Source organism: Halanaerobium congolense (assembly GCF_004366375.1).
GTDB classification, from domain to species: Bacteria; Bacillota; Halanaerobiia; order Halanaerobiales; family Halanaerobiaceae; genus Halanaerobium; species Halanaerobium congolense.
Genome location: NZ_SOEF01000007.1, coordinates 62,471 through 80,853, shown reverse-complemented (window position 1 = coordinate 80,853; position 18,383 = coordinate 62,471). Strand labels below are relative to the sequence as shown.

The window sequence follows — 18,383 nt, the reverse complement described above, 5'->3', positions numbered from 1 at the left end:
CAAAATTAGCTGTAATCTCTTTCAGTCCTATTTTCCCATTTAACAAAAAACCAGCTGAAAACAGAAATTTCAACTGTATATTTAATAAATGCAATTGCATGTTCTACTAAAGTGGTGTTAGTATAAATTAAACCCTCAATTGAGCCTGGAATTGGAGCCGCTGCTCCGATAAAAGAAAAACCCCAGATTATAAAAAATAATTTTTGCCAGGCATATTCACTTTTAATAATAGTGTCATAAAAAGGATATAAAATGAAAGCGAAAAAGGCACCTCTAAAAATTTGAAAAACTGATGCTATCCTAAAAAGGGCAGGCTCTGATGCTTTAAAATCATAATAAGTATCTACATTAATCAATGTCCCAACATAATTTTCAAAATTTTTAAAGATAACCCCTATGAAAATATAAACTAAGATATGAACTAGAATAAAGCGTATTGTAAAATAAACAAACTTTTTAGACGGTTTAAGCATCTTATTCCCCTTTTTCTTTATTTTTTATTCCCTTTATTTTTTACTCACTATTTATATTTCTATATAAATAAACTAAATCCTGTAAATTTATATTTTTAAATAAAATTAAAGCAGCCTGTAGAAATTAAATTCTCTACAGGCTTTTATTTTAGACTCTGATAAATGTTAAATTTGTCCTGGTATTATATAATGTTGATAAATAAGAAAAAATGTCCATATTAATTTTTTCTTATTTATTTTTTTCTTCAAAACTTTCACCAAAAGTTAATTCCTCTGCTAAATTACCTATAAAAGGCAGTTTAAATATCTCTCCATTATAGGCTTTATACATTAATAAAAACCAGAGAACTGTTCCAATAAAGGTTATTAAAGAAGAAATCATAACTCCAATTACAGGGATTACTAAAATTAAAGAAGATGCAATAAACAAGGAAAAAAAGGTGATTAAAGACTGCATAGCATGAAAACGGACATGATTATTTTCCTTTTCAATAAATAGAAAAATCAAACCTGTGACCCAAATACCTGCATAGGTTAAAATTGACTCAATATTTTCATCCAGACCGAGACTGGTTTTTTTGTGATACATAAATTTGAGATGATTATCTAATTAGATAATATCTCTTCCCCCTTTCCTTCTTTTATTTAGTTTATAAAATATTGCTTAACTTCTTCTAACCCTATTTTAACATAATAATGTAAATTAAAAAAGTAGTAAATTTTAAATAAAAAACCCGTCTGTACGCTCTTTAAGATTGAGACTACAAACGGGTATTCAAGATCAGATTATTCTAATTCTAAGATTAGTTCACCTGATTCAAGCTGCTGACCTGCCTGAGCATGAATCGCTGCAACTTTTCCAGCTGCAGGGGCAGTTATATTTGTTTCCATTTTCATAGCTTCCATAATCACCAGACTCTGATTTTCTTCAACTTCTTCCCCTTCTTCAATTAAAATTTCTACTATATTACCGGGGAGACTGGCGCCAATTTCCATTTCATTTTTAGGATCAGCCATTTGTTTAACTGCAGAATCAACTTTAGCTGTACTTGCTTCGTCATAGATTTTGATTTCTCTTCTAAAACCATTAACCTCAAAAACAAGTCTGCGGAAACCTTGGTCATCAACCTTAGCAATTTCAAGTAATTTAACAATTAAAGTTTTACCTTCTTCAACTTTAATCTCACTGGTTTCCCCTTCACGCAGTGCATGGAAGTAAACATCACTTCCCATATGACTAAGATCACCGTATTCTTCAAGGTATTCTAAATAATCTTTATATACTTTGGGATATAAAGCATATGCTAAAAGTTCCTTTTGAGTCGGCTCAAAATCATATTCTTCTTTTAGTTCTGCAGCTGCAGTCTCAAAATCATAATCCTCAAGTAAGGTGCCAGGTCTGACAGTAATTGGTTCCTCTCCTTTTAGAACAATTTTTTGTATATCTTCCGGAAAACCTCCAGGAGGCTGACCGAGCATTCCTTTGAAGTAAGCCTCTACCGAATCTGGGAAGGCCATATTTTTGCCTTTTTCACAGATGTTATCAGGTGTTAAATCATTTTTAACCATAAAGATTGCTAAATCTCCTACCATTTTAGAAGAAGGAGTAACCTTTGGTATATCACCCAACATAAAATTAACTTTACGATACATTTCTTTAAATTCTTTGAAACGGTGACCCAAACCAACACTTTCTACCTGTGGTTTTAAATTAGAATATTGGCCTCCGGGTATTTCATATTTATAGATTTCTGCAGTACCAGACTTTAACTCAGATTCAAACTGAGAATAAACCGGTCTTACAGCACCCCAGTAATTTGAGATTTTCTGAATATCTTCAATATTAATTTTGGGATCACGATAAGTATTGGTTAAAGCTGCCACAATTGAGTTCAGAGGTGGCTGACTTGTCAAACCTGCCATTGTATTAAAGGCAGTATCAATAATATCTACTCCTGCTTCTGCAGCCATTAATAAAGTAGCTCCACCATTACCACTAGTATCATGAGTGTGTAAGTGAATTGGAATAGATATCTCAGCTTTTAGAGCCTTTATTAGTTCATAGGCAGCATATGGCTTTAAAAGTCCTGCCATATCTTTAATTCCCAGAATATGTGCACCCATTGCCTCTATTCCTTTAGCTAAATCTAAATAATAATCAAGATCATATTTATCTCTTTTATCATTCAGTATATCACCGGTATAACACATTGAAACTTCAGCAATCTTACCCTGTTTAACTACTTCATCTATAGAAACTTCCATTGCAGGCAGCCAGTTTAGAGAATCAAAAATTCTAAAAACATCTATGCCGGCATCCGCAGCTTCTGCTACCAGATTACGAATTACATTATCCGGATAATTTTTATATCCAACACCATTTGAACCTCTTAAAAGCATCTGGAATAAAATATTAGGTATTTTTTCACGCAGACGCTCAATCCTCTCCCAGGGAGACTCTTTTAAGAATCTATAAGAAACATCAAAAGTTGCTCCTCCCCACATTTCAAGTGAGAATAAATCTTTAGCTAAATGAGATGTTGCTTCCGCAATTTTTTCCATATCAACTGTTCTCATTCTAGTTGCCATCAGTGACTGATGAGCATCTCTATAGGTTGTATCTGTTAGAAGAATTTCTTCCTTGTCTTTAATCCACTCTACAACTGCTTCTGCTCCACCCTGATCTAAGATCTGTTTAGTACCCTCCAGACCATTAATTTTTTCAAATTCTGGTACTTTAGGCACGTCAAAATTCGGTTTTTTACCTCTTGTTTCATTAACAATTTTCTCACCAAGATAGCTTAAAATCTTCTGTTCCTGGTCAGAACCGGGTCTAACATCAAGCAGTTCCGGATTATTGGAAATAAAACCAGTATCACAGGTTCCTTTTTGAAATTCTTTGTGATTTAAAACATTAATTAAAAATGAGGCGTTTGTTTTAACACCACGGACTTTCATTTCTTCAACTGAGCGCATTGCTTTTCTGATTGCATCAGGGAAAGTCCTGGACCAAGATATAGTTTTAACCAGCAGACTATCATAATAGGGGTTAATTATAGCACCTGTATAGCCGTTACCTCCATCAAGTCTGATTCCATAACCTGAGCCTGTCCGATAATGATCTAAACGTCCGGTATCAGGAATAAAATTATTAGCAGGATCCTCAGTTGTAACTCTACACTGAATAGAATATCCATTAACTTTAATCGATTCCTGATTAGGAATATTTATTTCTTCAGAATCAAGTCTATATCCCTCAGCAACTAAAACCTGACTCTGGACGATATCAATTCCGGTAACCATTTCACTGACAGTATGCTCAACCTGAATTCTGGGGTTAACTTCTATAAAATAATGGTTGTCATATTTATCAACTAAAAATTCCACTGTACCAGCATTTTTATATCCAGCACCTTCACATAATTTTAAAGCATCTTTCAAAATTGCCTGTCTTTTCTCATCACTTAAGGCAACTGCAGGTGTAAATTCTACAAGTTTTTGGTGACGTCTCTGAATTGAGCAGTCTCTTTCAAATAAATGGACAAGATTTCCATGTTCATCTCCAAGAATCTGAACTTCTATGTGTTTTGGATTTTCAAGATATCTTTCTACAAAAATATCGTCAACGCCAAAAGCTTTACGGGCTTCTTCCTTAGCATCTCTAAACTGAGCAATTAATTCATCATCAGAGCGAACTATTCTCATTCCCCGTCCACCACCACCAGCGGCAGCTTTGAGGATTAGGGGATAGCCATGTTTTTCAGCAAATTGCTTGATTTCTTCTTCTTTTTTAATCGGCTTTTCTAAACCAGGAATAGTCGGCACCCCAAACTCCTGTGCCAAAATCTTAGACTTAATCTTGTCTCCTAACTTCTCCATTACTTCTGCATCAGGTCCAATAAACTTTATTCCAGCCGCCTCACACTGTCTAACAAACTCTGGATTTTCGGATAAAAATCCATAACCGGGATGAATTGCATCAACATCCTTTTTAATAGCTAAATCAATAATTTCGTCAATTGCCAGATAAGCTTCGATTGGTCCTTTATTATTTCCAATCTGATAAGCTTCGTCTGCTTTGGTTCTAAAGAGGGCAGTTCTATCCTCCTCAGAATAAATTGCTACAGTTCTAATGCCCAACTCCTTACAGGCTCTAATTACTCGAATTGCTATTTCCCCACGATTGGCCACTAAAACTCTCTTAAATTTTTTCGACATTCTCTAATCTCCCTTCTTTAATTCTTTAATGATAGAAAGTATTTATATTTAATAAAATTCTACCCAGATAGATAAGGTAGAAATTATTAATAAATTATTTTCAGTTAGAGAATTTTCCCTAAAAACTGATAAAAATTAGTAATTAACTTATATTCCATTAAAGTATACCACAATTCTTAACTAATATCTAATTAAAGCTTATATTATTAATTTTTTGAATTATCTTTTATTTTGTCTGAAATAAATTAAAAGTGCTCCAACTCCTATTAAAACAATAGGTATCAAATAATTTAAATAATTTAAGTTTTGCATAAACTGACTGTTATCTATGAAAATTACAAAAAGACCAAAAATAATTAATGATCCTCCAGGATACAGCGGCCAATCCCAATTTTCAAAAGCACTGCTGTGAATCAAGATAATTAAAAATGACATACCCAGAAGAATAAAAAAAACTCCACCACCAAGATTGTTGATAAAATCAATTCTCTGCAGATCGGTAGCTAAAGCTATAGAAGTTAGAATCGAAGCAGGCATTAAAAACCCGATATTTCTGTAATGTTTCCTGCCCCCTAATAAAATGTAGCTGATTAAAAATCCAGCACTTAATAAATAAAGAAAAATGTTATCACTAACTAAATCAAATGTGTTGAGCAGCATAAAAATTCCAATTGTTATTAATAAAATCCCTGATTTAAGCTTATCCATATTATCTCCCCTTTTTTGGTCTATATACACTTTAATTATAACAAAAATTATTTATTCAGCAAATATTTATTTTTAATTCAGTGAAGGATATTTTTTTTATTTAAAGAATATAATAGTAAGAAGAAAAAATAATAAAAGAGGTGGCGCCCATGAGGTATATAGATAAATTCTTAAAAAATACAAAAACGCTGATCTCTTTCGACCTGATTTTATTATTTATAAAAAGAGTTTACCAGAAGTCCAGAGAAAATGATATCTTCATTCATGCCATGGGAATGGTTTACATTACAATCTTATCCATAGTTCCCTTTTTGATTTTTTCTTTTTATATAATGACTTTATTTAATTTTTTTGGTAAAATGGATACTATTGTTGATGAAATAAAGGCTCTCATTTTAAATAATCTAGCAGCTGGTACTGGAGAAAGCCTTATTAATTATTTAGAAATATATATTTTAAATGTCGATATCGAACAGCTTGGTATAATTAGTTTTATTTCTCTAATTTTTATTATTGTTTTTATGCTGGCCAGAGTAGAAATGACATTTAACAACATTTGGAATGTAAAAGAACATCGTGATTTGTTTAAAAGATTTGTTTCATTTTGGACTTTTATCACTTTAGGCACCTTTACTATAACTATGCTTTTGACTTTAAGTCTGCTTTTTGCAGAAAGATATTTGGGGTTATGGCTGAGTGGTGAACAAATCAGCCAGAGCAGTATTTTTAGTCATATTCTGTTTTCTTTCAATTTTTTAGTATTTATTATTTTCTATTATTTTGTACCAAATACAGAAGTAACACCTGCTGCCGCTATTTTTGCTGGGTTTTTTAGTGGATTTTTATTTATTTTATCTAAAAATTTATATGCAATTTATACTTCTAATATGATAACTTACAATCAGGTTTATGGACCGTTATCCATAATTCCAATTTTCTTGCTTTGGCTCTATTTGATCTGGCTAATAGTGCTTTTAGGAGCTGTAATTTCTTATGTTTTTCAGCATCGAAGCAGCCTGAAATATATGCTAAACCGCAAGATAATTAATCAGGGCTTGAGGGGGTTAATACCAACAGCTATTTTATTAGTTTTATTTAAAAATTATAAACAGAAGGATACCCAAGCTCTCTCCTTTTCTAATTTGATTGATCAGATTAATCTTCCGGCTGAAGATATAGAATTTGAAATCGAAAAATTAAAGGAAAAAAAATTTATTGCTGAAACAGAAGCTGGAAATTTCATTCCCCTTGTAAAAGCAGAAAATATTTCTGTTTGGGATATTTATCAAAATAATTATTTGGCCGAAGATTTTAAAATTCAATATATTTTTCGAGATTTGGAACTGCAGAAACTCTATGAAGAAATTAAAAAACAGGAAAAAAATAGTTTTGAGAAACTTAAATTTGAAAACTTTTTAAATTAATTTTATTAAAAGCTTTAAATTTTGAAATTTTTGTGTTACAATTAATGATTGTGTCAGGCATTATGCATTGAGGAGGAATTTAAATGGTTAAAAAAGATAATAACGAAAATAATGATAACCAGAATGACAGTACTGAAGAAGAAGAAAATGAATTAGATCTTTCCATACCTGATGGAGCCGGTATTGATGATTCCGTTCGCGTTTATTTAAAAGAAATGGGTAAAGTTGATCTGCTTGACAAAGAGGAAGAAGTGGAACTCGCAAAAAGAATTGAACAGGGTGATCAGGAAGCCAGGGCACAGCTGACTGAAGCTAACTTAAGACTTGTAGTTAGTATTGCCAAAAAATATATAGGACAGGGTATGTCTTTTCTGGATTTAATTCAGGAGGGCAATAAAGGATTAATGAAGGCAGTAGAAAAATTTGATTATACAAAAGGTTATAAATTCAGTACCTATGCAACTTGGTGGATCAGACAGTCGATTACCAGAGCTCTTGCTGATCAGGCAAGAACTATTAGAATACCTGTGCATATGGTAGAAACTATGAATAAATTAAGAAGAATTGAAAAACGACTTAAAAAAGATTTAGAAAGGGAGCCAACTATAGAAGAAATTGGTGAAGAAATGAATATGGAGCCGGAAAAAGTACTTGAAATTCAGAAGCTGGTCATGAATCAACAGCCGACTTCTTTAGACACTCCTATTGGCGAAGAAAAAGACAGCCATTTGAAAGATTTTATTGAAGATCAAGATGCACCTGCACCAGAAATGCTTGCTTCTTCCGAACTTTTAAAAGATCAGTTAGAAACTGTATTAGATACTCTAACAGATCGAGAGAAAAGAATTATTAAATTAAGATTTGGTCTTGAAGACGGTCGTCAAAGGACTCTTAAAGAAGTTGGAAGTCAGTTTGGCGTAACTAGAGAAAGAATTAGACAGATTCAGGCTAAAGCCTTAAGAAAACTCAGACATCCTACCCGCAGTAAAGAGTTAAAAGGATATTTAAATAACTAAACTTGAAGAAAAAAAGGCTGAAATAACCCGTAACGGTTAGTTTCAGCCTTTTTCTATTTAATTATTTTTTTGCCAGAGAACCCATTGGATCCCATGGTTTTAGGATGACCGGATCTTTTTGATATGATTTAAGATCTTCATCAGATAAATATTTTTTATGAATAACTACCTCATAGTTAAACTCCTTAAACCAGTCATTACTCATTATGAAAAATCCTTCATCACCAACTTTTTCTCCCCAGCTGTTCTGAACCTTCCAGCGTTCAGCTTGATTCTGGTCATCAAGATTGACTCCGGTAAAGACCATTGCATGAGTTAAAATACTTTCTCCATACTGCAGGCGTTCACCTTTATCCAAAGAAAAGTTAGTGTCTAAAACTGATTCATAGTTAAATAAATTTGTGTCCATGATTCCTAAATCTCTGTTAGACCACTGCCCTACATCACAGCCGAACCAGACAGGTTCACCATCTTTTAGATGGTTTATACTGTAATCAATTAATTTTTCAATAGGAAGATTTAAATAATGGATCTGCTGACCTTCTTTAACATTACCAAGGAATTCGACTGTGTAAGTCTGGTCAAATGGTTTATCTTTAGTTGGAGCATTTATGATACTCACATAATCAGCCATCTTAACTTTAGAATATTGATTATAAAATTCTTTCGGAGTTAGACCACTGTCACGATAAAATTCACCATCTTTATCTTTATACTCAAAATCAAATTCTTGTGGAGGTTCTCCTAAAAAGTAAGCTAGAATAGAATAAATTTCAGCTAGCATAGCTTCTTTCTCTTCTCTTAAACTTTCTTTATCTGCACCTAATTTAAAATCATTTCTTAGAATTTTTGCCAAATCTCTTAGTTTTAAACTTAATATTTTATTCATATAATGGGAATTACTGCTGTGATAAGTCTCAGGCATTACATATTTAGGCACAATCCCATACTTCTCGATTAAAGCGGTAAACATATCCCACTGACCACCATCACTTGTTGGTTCATTTAAGAGCCACATTACCCGACGGCTGTCAAGGTCCAGCTCAACTGTTGAAATAATATTTTCCAGAAAGTAGTTTGCCTTTTCCAGCTTATCCCAGAACATTGTATATGACTGAGATAATTCAAAATCATGATCTTTAATATTTAAATCTTTAGAAATACTGTAGCGAATATTATTTAAAGCTGCAAACATCCAGCAGCGGCCGCTTTTTTCCTGATTTGTAACTTTGCCAACATCAATTTCTTCAGAAAAATCATAATGCATATTTTTAACAGACTCATTATTCAAGGCGGTGTCATTAATACCATTTTTAATGACTGCATTAGCAATAATCTCACTATTTTCTCTTTTTTTAAAATAGGCTGAAAAATCTTCTAGATTTTTTTGATCTATACTTTGTCTATTCATTTTAAAACCTCCATTAATTTAATTTTGGCTGCTGACATCTAATTATTAATAAATATGCTTAAGATCTGCATTAAATTATGCTCAGAAATATATAACTCATCAAATGCTAAATCATCTGCTGTTTTTTCAAGCTCTTCTTTTTTATAATCAAATTTTTCTGCTAAAACTGCTAAATCTTTATTTTTAGTATAAGTATTATATAATAAACAGTCATTTTGCTCCCATGAAAATTTAATTTTATCAATTAAGAGCAGGGGTGTATTTAAGCTTTTATTAATTAATTCATTATCTGTAGAAATATAAGTTTTAAACTGCCTATTTTGACCAATAAAGTCTAATATACCATCAGCTTTTTTGAATAACTTTTCTTTATTATCTGGATAGTCACCTGGGTCAACTTCAGTGATAGTAATTGCAAGTCTAATCTTTAATGGCAATAAAACTGCTCTTAATTCCCTTAAAAAGTCAATTATATTTAAATCTTGAGCAAATATTCCTCGGATCTCATCTCCTTTAACTATTTCAAATTTGCTGATTACTGCTTCAGGATGAGTAATTTGATTTATCTTTTCTGCAAATACCTCCGCAAAATTATCAATAGTTTTAGACTTAATTATATCTCCTTTGATTGTTATGTATTTATTCATCAAATTCACCTCTAAAATATATTCTATTTATCTAATTGTACATTTTTCTTCATTTTTTAGCGACTTATAAGCTGGACGAATTATTTTATGGTCACTAACCAGCTGCTCAATTCGATGAGCACACCAGCTGGCAATTCTAGCAGTTGCAAATAGTGGCGTAAATAATTCTTTCGGAATATTTAATAACTGATAAACGAAACCGGAATAAAGATCCACATTTGCACAGATTATACAGTCTTCCCCTCTTTTTTCTTTGAAAATTTCTTTAGTTAAGCTTTCAATATTACTATAAAGTTCAAATTCTTCCATTCTTCCTTTAGCTGCAGCTAATTCTTTTGCCTTTTCCTTTAAAATTACAGCCCTGGGATCACTTTTAGTATAAACTGCATGTCCCATTCCATAAATTAAGCCCTTTTGATCAAAAACCTCCCCCATTAAAATTCTTTCTAAATATTTCTTTAACTCTTCTTTGTCTGAATAATCAGCAAGATTTTCTTTAATATTATCAACCATTGATTTCACTCTTAGATTAGCACCACCATGTTTAGGACCTTTTAAACTTCCAACAGCAGCTCCGACAGCAGAATAAGTGTCAGTACCACTTGAAGAAACAACATGGGTTGTAAAAGCCGAATTATTACCGCCACCGTGTTCAGCATGTAAGATTAATAAAAGATCCAGAGTATCTTTTTCCAGCTTAGTGTACTTATTATTAGATCTGATCATATGCAGAATATTAGCTGCTGTACCCAGACCATCTACAGGATTATGGAGATAAAGACTTTGTTCATCAAAATAATGTGCTTTAGCTTGATAGCCATATGCAATAATTGTTGGAAATCTAGCAATTAACTTTAGACTCTGAATTAAAATTTTATTAATATCAAGTGAGTCAGGGTAATCATCATAAGAATAAAGGACAAGAATTGCCCTCTGTAATTTATTCATTACATCTCGACTTGGACTTTTTAGAATAGTGTTCTCGGTGAAATGTGGAGGTAGTTTTCTAAAACCATCTAAAATAACATTAAATTTTTCCAATTCCTCTTCATCAGGGAATTCACCAAACAACAAGAGATAAACAATGCTTTCAAAACCAAATTTCCCTGCATTTTTAATTAAATCATCAATCTCTATATCTCTATAAAATAGTCTGCCTTCAATTGGAGTTTTAATACCATCACAATATGTATAACCATGGACAGAACCAATTTTAGTAAAGCCAACAACAACACCAGTTCCATCAGAATTTCTGAGCCCCTGTTTAATATCATACTGCTTATAAAATTCCTTATCAATTTTGTTATTTTTTTCTGCTTTTACTGCTCTATCCTCTAGCCAATCTTCTTTTAAATCTTGAATTAACCAATCTTTAGTATTCATATTCTCACTCCTCTACTCAATCTATAGAACTAATTAGTTCTATAACTGTATCTCTACCATTTAAAAAATCTTCAAACTCTTTTTCTACCATAATATCTGGATATAAAGAATCAGGATCACTGTTTTCTAGTATTCTATAATATTTAGTAGAATAACTTATTTTAAGTTTTGAATTTGGAAGGCTAAAATTTTTGGCTCCTCCAAAATGATTTATTTTAGTTAAAGTTGGATATCCAACTAAATACGCATTTAATTTATATTTAAAATTTAAAGCATGCAGGATTCCAGTGGAATAAGTATCTTTACCAATAATCACATAAAAATTTAACTCGTCTTTATAAGCCTCCAATTTTTCAGCCAGTTCTAGACCTGCTTGATATTCACCTCCACTAATTCAGTTTATTGATTAAAATATACTTTAAATATCATCTTCAACTCTAATTACACTGTTGATTTCAATTACGTCATCAAGTTCCTTAATTTTTGCTAGCGATTTTTTAAGATTCTTTTCTTTTACATGATGGGTAATAAAAACTAAGGGTACAATCGGGTTATTTTTCTGTTTTTGAAGAACTGAAGCTAAGCTGACGTTATTATCACCAAAAATTTTAGTGATATGAGACAGCACCCCTGGCTTATCCTTTACTTCAAAACGTAAATAAAAGCTGTTTTCGATTTCATCAATATCAGTTACATTGCTTTCTAAAAAGGATTCCATTCGCTGAACTTCACGCTGATCATGATTTATATCTTTTGCAACCTGAATAATATCAGCTGTTACAGCACTTCCAGTAGGCATTTGACCGGCTCCTTTGGCAGTTGACATTACCTGTCCTACAGCATCACCATGTAAATAAACACAGTTATAAGTTCCATTAATCATAGAAATTGGGTGATCTTCAGGAACAAAAGCTGGATGGACCCTAATATCAACACCATCAAGACCATTTTTAGCAATAGCCAGCAGTTTAATTACATATCCCATTTCATGAGCAATTTCTAAATCAGCACTTTTAATCTCTCTGATTCCTTCAACATATACATCTCTAACATCCACAAATCTTTCAAAAGCCAGAGAAGATAAAATAGTTATTTTATAAGCTGCATCATGACCATCTATATCTGAGCTGGGATCTGCCTCAGCAAAGCCTAGTTTTTGAGCATTTTTTAAAGACTCATCAAAATCTTTTTGGTTTTTACTCATATCAGTTAAAATATAATTTGTAGTTCCATTTAAAATACCATAAATTTTTTCTATTCTATTAGCAGCCAGTGAATTCTGCAGAGGTCTAATAATCGGCAATCCTCCAGCTACACTTCCTTCATAACAAACCTGAACATTATTTTCATCTGCTTTTCTAAAAATTCTTTTACCATATTTAGCAATTACAAGTTTGTTGGCAGTTACTATGCTTTTACCATTTTCGATAGATCGAATAATGTAATCATAAGCAGGCTGCTCACCACCTATTAATTCTACGACAATATCAATCTCTGGGTTATCAATAATATCTTCAACCTTATTAGTTAATAAATCCCTATTAATTTCAATGTCTCTTTCTTTTTCAAGGTTGTTAACAAGTATCTTTTTTATTTTAACCTCTGTTCCAACCTTATTTTTTATGTTTTCAGCTTTCTTCTCTAAAATCTTGACTACTCCACTACCCACTGTTCCTAATCCTAAAATTCCTAATCTAAGCAATTTTATACCCTCCTGTAATCTTATATTGCTTGCTTCTAGCTTCTGCATTACTAAATATTATATCAATAAGCTGCTTAAATGTCGAACATTTAGGAAAATTTATATTCATTTTTTAAGCAATTTTGTTTACTGAAATACAATTATCAAAAATAGTTATTATTATTGATAATTGTATTTGACAAATGTATATTATATTTAACAAAATTAAATTACAACTCAAAAACTCTTCTCGAATATTATGAGAAGAGTTTTTATCAGCAATCATTTATTTTTAAACTAAACTTAGTTTAAAAACTAAAAAATTCTAAGAAAGTTCTAATTACACTTGCTCCACCAACAGCAGTTCCAATTACACTGCCTAAATTAGCAAGAATAACAATTAAAAGAATGTGAGTAACTTTATTTGTATAAATTTCTTTAATCGTAATTCCCTGAGATAATTTCTGAAAGTCTTTTACCTGTGGTTTTTTAAGATAAGCTTCTGCTAAACCAGCAAACCATCCGGCTGCTAAAGCAGGATTCAAAGAACTTAATGGTGCTACTATAAAAGCTGTGATAATAGTCAAAATATGACCCCTACCTAAAAGCACACCTAGAGCAGATAAAGATCCATTCCAAATTATCCAGGCTTTAGTGACTTTAATACCGGTGCTGATATTATTGATAAAACTAGAGATAATAATAACTAAAATTACTGTTGGAATTCCCCAGGAAAAAATTTTCCCCCATTTAGGCTTGGGAGGTATTTTAGTTATCTTTGCTAAATTTTGTTCTTTGAAAATTTCTTTTTGAACGCCGGGTACATGAGCCGCACCTAAAACAGCAACAATTTTTTCTCCAGGAGCATTCTTTATTTTATTTGCCAAATATTGATCTCTTTCATCAAGCAGATGTTTTTTAATTCCAGGAAAACTCTTTCCCATTTCCTTCAACATCATATTTAAGGCATTTTCATTTTTCAATTCATCTAATTCGGCTTCTGATATTTCTTCATCAACAAAAAGCATAGTTATAATTTGAAAAATAAGCTTTAATTTTTCCCAGAGACCAAGTCCAGCCCAAACTCTTTTAAATGTGATTTGAATATTACGGTCAGCAAGCACCAGTTCAGCTCCTATCTTTTCAGCTGACTTAATTCCCTGGCGCATCTCTTCTCCTGATTTAATCCCCAGTTTTTCAGCCATTCGACTCTGAAATGAACTAATAATTAAATTGACCAGTAATAAAAGAGACTTTTTTTCTTTGACGACCTGAAAGATGTTCATTTCATTCCAGTTATCTTCATCATTAATAGAACTATATCTTTGTTCATCTAATTCTACACATACACTATCAGGTTCTTCAGTTTCAATTACTTCTTTTACCTGTTCTGCACTTTTTTTAGAAATATGAGCAGTAGGAATTAATATAATCTCTTTTCCCTCATACTCAAGTCTTTGAATATTGTCTTCGTCCATAAAAACAGCTCCTTCTTAAATTTCTCTCACTTATTTATTATATCATTAATGAAAGAATTATCAAAAAAACTTATTGGTAAAAAAGTCATATAGTCGATCTGACAGCAGCCAGCGGAAAAATAAAATTAGTTTAGCGTGAGCTGGAACTGCATATCTGGCTTTGGGTCGTGAACTCTGAGCAGCTTTGACTATCGCATCAGCAACACTTTCAGGTTGAGCAGCCATTCCACCTTCACCATACATTTTTTCATATTTTGCAGCTTTTCTTTGAGCTTGTTTTTGATAGATTCCAGACCCAGAATTTTCAATTAAGTTTTCCCCTGCTGTTTCAGCCCAGTTAGTCTCAATTGCACCTGGCTCAATTAAAACCACATCAATTCCAAATTCTCTTAATTCATTTCTGAGGCAGTCACTCAATCCTTCTAGGGCAAATTTGCTGGCATGATACCAACCTCCTAATGGAGTCCAAATTTTGCCAGCAATCGAAGATATATTAATTATTCGACCCTGATTTTCATTTCTCATATGTGGAATCACTAATTTAGTTAGCTCGGATAAACCAAAAATATTTACTTCAAACTGGGCTTTTGCCTTTTCGAGAGGTACTTCTTCTACTGCACCATAGGCTCCATAACCAGCATTGTTCACTAAAATATCAATTTTCTCTTCATTCTTAATAATTTGATCTATACAATTTTTTCTCATTTCAGCATCTGTAATATCCATTAAAATATAATGACCATTCTGATAATCAGTTAAATATTTAAGATCTAATTCAGTTCTAGCAGCTCCATAAACTATATAGCCCTGTTCAATAAATTTTTTAGCTGCTGCACGTCCAATACCACTTGAGGCACCGGTTATTAAAACTACTTTTTTATTCATAAATAAATCTTCCTTTCTTTTAATTATTATTTCATTTAGCTTGTTTAGATTTTTTTCTTTTAGATAATTTTTCTAGATATGTGTAATATAAATGTTAGGAAAGCTGTCTAAATGAAATTGAATCTGTTAAGAAAAATGATGCTGATTCCAAAATAGAAGAAGTTGAAATTGATTAATATATGAAAAAATTTCAGAGTAATTAAAAAGCAGGTAAAAACCTGCTTTTTAATATTTAATCTTCCTGATAAAATTTGTTGATTTCTGAAATAGTTTTCTCATTTTTATTTTTTATAAAAGTGCCATTATCAAGTTCCTGAGAAGCAGTCCTTAATTCTTCTCTGCTGTTCATTACAATTGGTCCACCCCAGGCAATAGGCTCTTCAAGTTTTTTTCCAGCTAAAAACAAAAAGCGAGCCTTTTCAGCTGCAGTATTAACCTTGATTTTGCTTCCATTTTCATACAATACCCCTTGAGGATAACTGCGAAAATCTTCTTTTTTAGGCTCAAAATTAGCTTCACCTCGAATTAAAAAAGCATAAGCATTAAATTCTTTTGGTAACTCAAATATAAACTCACTTTCTGGTTCTAATTCAATATCAAAAAAAGTGGGTTTTGTATCAGCTCTCTGAATGTCACCACTTAAACCGTCATATTCTCCAGCAATAATATGAATTTTTTTCTGCTCATCTTGATAAACCGGAATCATATCTGAAGTAATATCTCCATATTGAGGTTCAGTCATTTTATTATCTGCTGCTAAGTTCAACCAAACTTGAACTCCTAGCATTTCTTCGGCCGGCTGAGGTAGTTCCTGATGCAGAATTCCCGAACCAGCTGTCATCCACTGACATTCACCATCTCGAATCACACCACTATTGCCAATACTGTCTCCATGTTCAATTTCCCCTTTAATTAAGTAAGTAACAGTTTCAATGCCTCGATGTGGATGCCAGGGAAATCCTTTGCTGTAATCATCAGGATTAGTAGAATCAAAAAAATCCATCATTAAAAACGGATCAAAATCAGGAATTTGATGATAGCCAAAACAGCGTCTTAGTTTAACACCAGCTCCATCTTTTGTTTCTCGACCCTTAAAATATTCTTTAATTTTTCTATACATTAAAATTCCTTCTTCCTCTAATTATTTTTATTTTGACGAAATTTTTCAACCTCTTCTGATAATGTGTTAAATTCTCGATCAGCAATCTCAAGCATACCTGCTAAAGCATAAAATCTCCGCTGTAAATGTTTTGGTAGTTTCCCTTTAAACTTATAATTGCGGTCATGTTCTATTTCTGCCCAGGCATGCTGCAGAATACTTCTAATTTGGATCTCAAATTTAATTCCGGAAAAACTTTCTAAATCTGTAGCATAAATTTTTTCTTGACTTAGTTCTGCAATGTAATGGATTGATTTATAGCCCATTTTATCAGCATCAAGTAAATCTGATTTGTCTTCACTTTTCTCATAATCAATTTTGAATAATTCTTTAATAATATCACTAATTTGATGTATCTCTTTTTCAAAAAGAGTTATAATTCTAATCCCTGTTAAATCAGTTATTTCAGTTACTGGATCATCATATTTTTCGCGAAGAGCTTTTTCTCTAAAACTATTCACCGACTTAACTCTGCTTTCTATACTGTGAAAAATTATCTCATTTTCATTTAACGCTTCTTTTAGAATCTTTTCTACCTCTGCTTTTAAGTTTATGTATTTAGATCTTTCTTTTTGATACCATTTAACTGCTTCATTTACTTTTTTCCTGTTTGCCATAGCAATTGCCCCCAATTAAATGAAAGTTGTACTTTATTATTAATAATTCAACATCCTAGTTAAAATTCCTTTTTTAAACAAAAAATCTCTAAGTTCAATTAAGAAAATAGAGATTGAAAATGGTTAAAAATTAAAGAGCCCAGCAAATAAATGCCGGGCCTTAAGGTCTTAAATTATTTAATTATTAAGTGCTGCTATATTATGACCACATTTGGACTAGAAAAGCACCATATGCTGATATAGCACCTACGGCTGCACCTGCACCTGCAGATTTTTTCATGATTTCTTTCATGATTATCACCCTTTCTTATAAACTTATAGAATTATTATAGGTTTTATATTAACCGTAAGTACATTATATAACTTTTTCTAACTAAGTCAAGTAAAGTACTATACTTTTTAAATATATTTAATTTATTTTAAGAAAAAATTTCAGCAATAACTTCTTTAAATTCAGCATACATTTTTAAACCTTCCAATTCTTTAAGACTTTTAACTAATGACTCATAATACCACTGCTGTTTTTCTTTGGGAGCAGTAAACCTCTGCCAGAAATCTTTAGGATCTTTTTCAAGGTCCCGTAAAATACTGCGTGCATTACTTAATTTATCTGCACAGGCAATTGCTTTGTTGATAAAGCTCGCTTCCTGACTGAGATAATTAATTGTCTGTTCTTTTCTTGACTGCCAGCTTCTTTTTTCTCTTCCTTTCAGTTTTTCTGAAGCGGAGATAACCAATTCTAAAATCTCAGTTCCAAACTCTTCCTTCAAATCTGATTTTGAAACTTCTGTATCTTCCAATAAGTCATGCAGTAGACCAGCTGCTACTACTTTATCTTCAAAAGAATTTTCTTTTAAAATCATTGCAACTTCAAAAGGATGAACAATATAAGGAATATCTCCACCTTTGCGCGTCCCACCCCGATGATACTGAGCAGCATATTCCATTGCTCGAGCTACTAATTTATTTGCGTACATAAAACCACCTCTCAGACATAATAAAATTAAATTTTTCATATAATTTAACTTAAAGCAAATTCAACTGCCTTTTTTGCATGCAGCTCAGTTGTATTAAAGAGCAGTAGATTCCCAACTCATTCCTCCAATTAACCCAATTTTCTTCACTATAATTCCTCCTCTGAAGTTAATTTTAATTTAACTAGACTTAAAGTTAGATAAAGGTCTTAAAATTTCAAGTATTTATAAGCACACTACTGATGATAATTGCAGACCTGCAGCCCAAAATTGCGAGAACCACAGAACCACTGTGTATAACCAGATATT

16 protein-coding genes are annotated in these 18,383 nt (G+C 32.0%); 2 read left to right on the top strand and 14 right to left on the bottom strand.

From position 1 onward, the window contains the following. Window positions 1–5: 5 nt before the first annotated feature. From C7954_RS04090 to C7954_RS04075, 4 genes are all read right to left on the bottom strand, one after another. Window positions 6–473, bottom strand: a complete 468-nt coding sequence (locus C7954_RS04090; RefSeq protein ID WP_089655446.1) for a hypothetical protein — start codon at window positions 471–473, stop codon at window positions 6–8. Window positions 474–702: 229 nt separating this feature from the next. Continuing rightward, window positions 703–1,062 (bottom strand): DUF4870 domain-containing protein, encoded by a 360-nt coding sequence (locus C7954_RS04085; RefSeq protein WP_073160130.1) that lies wholly within the window; start codon window positions 1,060–1,062, stop codon window positions 703–705. Between the two features lie 197 nt (window positions 1,063–1,259). After that, complete coding sequence (locus tag C7954_RS04080; RefSeq protein WP_073160128.1) at window positions 1,260–4,691, bottom strand: pyruvate carboxylase; 3,432 nt, start codon at window positions 4,689–4,691, stop codon at window positions 1,260–1,262. A gap of 219 nt (window positions 4,692–4,910) precedes the next feature. Further along, window positions 4,911–5,399 (bottom strand): hypothetical protein, encoded by a 489-nt coding sequence (locus C7954_RS04075; RefSeq protein ID WP_089655450.1) that lies wholly within the window; start codon window positions 5,397–5,399, stop codon window positions 4,911–4,913. 149 nt (window positions 5,400–5,548) lie between these two features. On the opposite strand from C7954_RS04075, the gene C7954_RS04070 reads away from it, so the two are divergent. Both C7954_RS04070 and rpoD read left to right on the top strand, forming a co-directional pair. Further along, on the top strand, window positions 5,549–6,823 hold the full coding sequence (locus C7954_RS04070) for a YihY/virulence factor BrkB family protein (protein WP_134058820.1): 1,275 nt from the start codon (window positions 5,549–5,551) through the stop codon (window positions 6,821–6,823). 83 nt (window positions 6,824–6,906) lie between these two features. Beyond that, a complete protein-coding gene (gene rpoD, locus C7954_RS04065; RefSeq protein WP_073160124.1) occupies window positions 6,907–7,839 on the top strand; it encodes an RNA polymerase sigma factor RpoD in 933 nt (310 codons plus the stop codon). A gap of 61 nt (window positions 7,840–7,900) precedes the next feature. Here the strand turns inward: rpoD and C7954_RS04060 are convergent, their stop codons facing one another. The 10 genes from C7954_RS04060 to C7954_RS04015 form a co-directional block, all read right to left on the bottom strand. Continuing rightward, window positions 7,901–9,250: a C1 family peptidase gene (locus C7954_RS04060; RefSeq protein ID WP_073160122.1), complete on the bottom strand. Its 1,350-nt coding sequence runs from the start codon at window positions 9,248–9,250 to the stop codon at window positions 7,901–7,903. 38 nt (window positions 9,251–9,288) lie between these two features. Further along, the gene (locus tag C7954_RS04055; protein ID WP_134058817.1) at window positions 9,289–9,897 is read right to left on the bottom strand and encodes a SatD family protein; all 609 of its coding nucleotides are present in this window, start codon (window positions 9,895–9,897) and stop codon (window positions 9,289–9,291) included. Between the two features lie 27 nt (window positions 9,898–9,924). Further along, window positions 9,925–11,280: a citrate/2-methylcitrate synthase gene (locus C7954_RS04050; RefSeq protein ID WP_134058814.1), complete on the bottom strand. Its 1,356-nt coding sequence runs from the start codon at window positions 11,278–11,280 to the stop codon at window positions 9,925–9,927. 16 nt (window positions 11,281–11,296) lie between these two features. Further along, window positions 11,297–11,629: a hypothetical protein gene (locus C7954_RS04045; protein ID WP_134058811.1), complete on the bottom strand. Its 333-nt coding sequence runs from the start codon at window positions 11,627–11,629 to the stop codon at window positions 11,297–11,299. A gap of 69 nt (window positions 11,630–11,698) precedes the next feature. Further along, the gene (locus C7954_RS04040; protein WP_134058808.1) at window positions 11,699–12,982 is read right to left on the bottom strand and encodes a homoserine dehydrogenase; all 1,284 of its coding nucleotides are present in this window, start codon (window positions 12,980–12,982) and stop codon (window positions 11,699–11,701) included. Between the two features lie 287 nt (window positions 12,983–13,269). Beyond that, window positions 13,270–14,439: a TraB/GumN family protein gene (locus tag C7954_RS04035; RefSeq protein WP_134058804.1), complete on the bottom strand. Its 1,170-nt coding sequence runs from the start codon at window positions 14,437–14,439 to the stop codon at window positions 13,270–13,272. A gap of 60 nt (window positions 14,440–14,499) precedes the next feature. Next, window positions 14,500–15,324: an oxidoreductase gene (locus C7954_RS04030; RefSeq protein WP_134058801.1), complete on the bottom strand. Its 825-nt coding sequence runs from the start codon at window positions 15,322–15,324 to the stop codon at window positions 14,500–14,502. A gap of 232 nt (window positions 15,325–15,556) precedes the next feature. Beyond that, the gene (locus tag C7954_RS04025; RefSeq protein WP_073160108.1) at window positions 15,557–16,444 is read right to left on the bottom strand and encodes a pirin family protein; all 888 of its coding nucleotides are present in this window, start codon (window positions 16,442–16,444) and stop codon (window positions 15,557–15,559) included. A gap of 17 nt (window positions 16,445–16,461) precedes the next feature. After that, the gene (locus tag C7954_RS04020) at window positions 16,462–17,100 is read right to left on the bottom strand and encodes a GTP pyrophosphokinase (RefSeq protein ID WP_089716575.1); all 639 of its coding nucleotides are present in this window, start codon (window positions 17,098–17,100) and stop codon (window positions 16,462–16,464) included. 419 nt (window positions 17,101–17,519) lie between these two features. Further along, window positions 17,520–18,077: an HD domain-containing protein gene (locus C7954_RS04015; protein WP_073160104.1), complete on the bottom strand. Its 558-nt coding sequence runs from the start codon at window positions 18,075–18,077 to the stop codon at window positions 17,520–17,522. Window positions 18,078–18,383 lie beyond the last annotated feature (306 nt).

What these genes read in the sequence shown, in the direction of transcription:
- C7954_RS04020 (WP_089716575.1), bottom strand. Translation starts at nt 17,100, where the DNA reads ATGGCAAACAGGAAAAAAGTAAATGAAGCAGTTAAATGGTATCAAAAA.
- C7954_RS04035 (WP_134058804.1), bottom strand. Translation starts at nt 14,439, where the DNA reads ATGGACGAAGACAATATTCAAAGACTTGAGTATGAGGGAAAAGAGATT.
- C7954_RS04015 (WP_073160104.1), bottom strand. Translation starts at nt 18,077, where the DNA reads ATGTACGCAAATAAATTAGTAGCTCGAGCAATGGAATATGCTGCTCAG.
- C7954_RS04085 (WP_073160130.1), bottom strand. Translation starts at nt 1,062, where the DNA reads ATGTATCACAAAAAAACCAGTCTCGGTCTGGATGAAAATATTGAGTCA.
- C7954_RS04070 (WP_134058820.1), top strand. Translation starts at nt 5,549, where the DNA reads ATGAGGTATATAGATAAATTCTTAAAAAATACAAAAACGCTGATCTCT.
- C7954_RS04025 (WP_073160108.1), bottom strand. Translation starts at nt 16,444, where the DNA reads ATGTATAGAAAAATTAAAGAATATTTTAAGGGTCGAGAAACAAAAGAT.
- C7954_RS04050 (WP_134058814.1), bottom strand. Translation starts at nt 11,280, where the DNA reads ATGAATACTAAAGATTGGTTAATTCAAGATTTAAAAGAAGATTGGCTA.
- C7954_RS04090 (WP_089655446.1), bottom strand. Translation starts at nt 473, where the DNA reads ATGCTTAAACCGTCTAAAAAGTTTGTTTATTTTACAATACGCTTTATT.
- C7954_RS04060 (WP_073160122.1), bottom strand. Translation starts at nt 9,250, where the DNA reads ATGAATAGACAAAGTATAGATCAAAAAAATCTAGAAGATTTTTCAGCC.
- C7954_RS04075 (WP_089655450.1), bottom strand. Translation starts at nt 5,399, where the DNA reads ATGGATAAGCTTAAATCAGGGATTTTATTAATAACAATTGGAATTTTT.
- rpoD (WP_073160124.1), top strand. Translation starts at nt 6,907, where the DNA reads ATGGTTAAAAAAGATAATAACGAAAATAATGATAACCAGAATGACAGT.
- C7954_RS04080 (WP_073160128.1), bottom strand. Translation starts at nt 4,691, where the DNA reads ATGTCGAAAAAATTTAAGAGAGTTTTAGTGGCCAATCGTGGGGAAATA.
- C7954_RS04030 (WP_134058801.1), bottom strand. Translation starts at nt 15,324, where the DNA reads ATGAATAAAAAAGTAGTTTTAATAACCGGTGCCTCAAGTGGTATTGGA.
- C7954_RS04055 (WP_134058817.1), bottom strand. Translation starts at nt 9,897, where the DNA reads ATGAATAAATACATAACAATCAAAGGAGATATAATTAAGTCTAAAACT.